This window comes from Mucilaginibacter sp., assembly GCF_039207105.1.
Taxonomy (GTDB): Bacteria; Bacteroidota; Bacteroidia; order Sphingobacteriales; family Sphingobacteriaceae; genus Mucilaginibacter.
Genome location: NZ_JBCECK010000088.1, coordinates 20,316 through 22,300, shown reverse-complemented (window position 1 = coordinate 22,300; position 1,985 = coordinate 20,316). Strand labels below are relative to the sequence as shown.

3 protein-coding genes are annotated in these 1,985 nt (G+C 40.2%); 1 reads left to right on the top strand and 2 read right to left on the bottom strand.

What is annotated here, in order from left to right; all coding sequences use genetic code 11:
- Positions 1–272: ferritin-like domain-containing protein (locus AAGC65_RS16830; RefSeq protein WP_343113628.1), on the bottom strand; the 272-nt coding region annotated here is incomplete at its 3' end.
- A gap of 112 nt (positions 273–384) precedes the next feature.
- Complete coding sequence (locus AAGC65_RS16825) at positions 385–747, bottom strand: hypothetical protein (protein WP_343113627.1); 363 nt, start codon at positions 745–747, stop codon at positions 385–387.
- 697 nt (positions 748–1,444) lie between these two features.
- Here AAGC65_RS16825 and AAGC65_RS16820 point away from each other — a divergent pair.
- A partial coding sequence (locus AAGC65_RS16820) for a cyclomaltodextrinase N-terminal domain-containing protein (RefSeq protein WP_343113626.1) occupies positions 1,445–1,985 on the top strand: 541 nt, incomplete at its 3' end.

Below are 1,985 nucleotides of genomic sequence, written 5' to 3'. Positions count from 1 at the left end.
GCATTGTACTCTTGTTTAATACCGGTAACCTCTGGCGATACGGCATTGCCACCCATATCCAGGATATATTTATAAAACTTTAACTGGTGGTGTCTTTCCTCTTCGGCTTGTTTAAAAAAGTATTCAGAAGAGAAGTCATAACCGTTACGGTTACACCATGATGCCATTGATAAATATACAGATGATGAGTATGCTTCTTTTTTTACTTGTTGATTTAAAAGCGTTTCAATTTCGCTTGAAATAAGGCTTTTTATGCGGAGCAGGTCTTTCATATTCTTATTTGATTGAACAGTTAAAAAACTATAGTCAATATTATAATACAATAATAGGGCTATATGTTTGTATTAGCTCAATTTAAAGACAATATGAATTTAATCTAAATAGCTATAAAGGAAGGCTATACAGGCGATCGTGGATGATATGATTTAGCTCCAGCATTACAAAAGTTCCCTCCAATAATTCTTTCAGGGCAATGATCTGTAATAGTGAAAGTACATAGCAATGATCACAGGCGCAGATGAAGATGATCTCTACATCAGGATCTTTGGTGGTATTAAGCAGGGCTTGCTCAATATCAATATGATAAACCGCTTTACGAAGCTTTAAAAGACAACGATAATCAAATTTGGCAACCTTGCCGGCAAAATCAACATACCAGCAACGCTCGGCATCGCTTTGGTAAATGGCTCCTGCTGATGTCTGGAAAACATCTGTCCATTGATCTAATTCTACAACAGTGGTAATCATATAGTTCACAAAGATTGACATTATTTATAATTAATCCAAATAAACTACTTTAAAATTTATTAACATACCTCCGAGGGGTTAGGCGGATATAAAATTGTCATTAAATTTCCCAACCCTCTTTCCGCCGTAGGCGAAGAGAGGGTGACCAAGCGCAGCGATGGTCGGGTGAGTTGAATAGCAGATTGATAAGTAACACTTCGATACTATCGTTCAATTGACTCACCCGACCAACGCTGCGCTTGTCGGCCCTCTCTTCAGCTTCGCTGGAAAGAGGGCAAGAGTATAATTGTCGCAAGTAGCCATTCTCAGGATTCCGTTATTCCGCTATCCAAAGTCGACCGCTATCCGAAGTCAAAGACTTCGGATGCCTATGCTCGTAGTCTTCAGACTACCGATAGCTGTAGTTGCAAACTACAAACATATTAGTCCGAAGTCAGAGACTTCGGACAACAACAGGGGTTAGGTGGATGAGTCGATGTTTAAAAAAAACTGTCATTTCGAACAATAGTGAGAAATCTTATACGTCGAGCATGATCCGTAAGTATAGTGTATAAGATTTCGACGAGGAACGAGGAGAAATGATAATATTTTGATTTTTCTGAACCAATTCCCGTCAACCCCGTTTACAATTTAAAAATGTAATTTACATTACCTTAGTTTTTATCGGTAAACCCGTTGTTAACCACCACTATTTAGCATGAAAAAATATTTATTATTGATAGCCTGCTGGATGTTGCTGGCGGCTTCAGTTTCGGCACAGCTACCTGCTTTGGAACGTGTTGAACCCATGTTTTGGTGGGTGGGCATGAGTAACCCCAACCTGCAACTGGTTGTACACGGCAGTCATATAGGGAAGCGAAAAGCTGTTATAAGCTATCCCGGTGTTAAATTGAAAGCTGTACACCAGGTTGAAAACGCTGATTATTTGTTTCTTGATCTGCAAATAGCTCCATCTGCCAAACCCGGATCATTCCCCATAAAATTTACAAAGGCGGGTGAAAAAGACTTAGCTTATACCTACGAGCTCAAAAAACGCGATCGTTCAGCCGGACGTGCGCAGGGTGTAACCAGTAAGGATGTTATCTACCTTATTATGCCCGACAGGTTTGCCAATGGCGATCCGTCAAATGATTCGTTCAGTAACCTGCGTGAACAGGGCATCAACCGAGATTCGATGTTTTACCGGCATGGTGGCGATATAAAAGGCATTATGGATCATCTGGATTATCTGAAAAGCC

Coding starts and splice junctions, on each gene's coding strand:
- AAGC65_RS16825 (WP_343113627.1), bottom strand. CDS start 747: ATGATTACCACTGTTGTAGAATTAGATCAATGGACAGATGTTTTCCAG.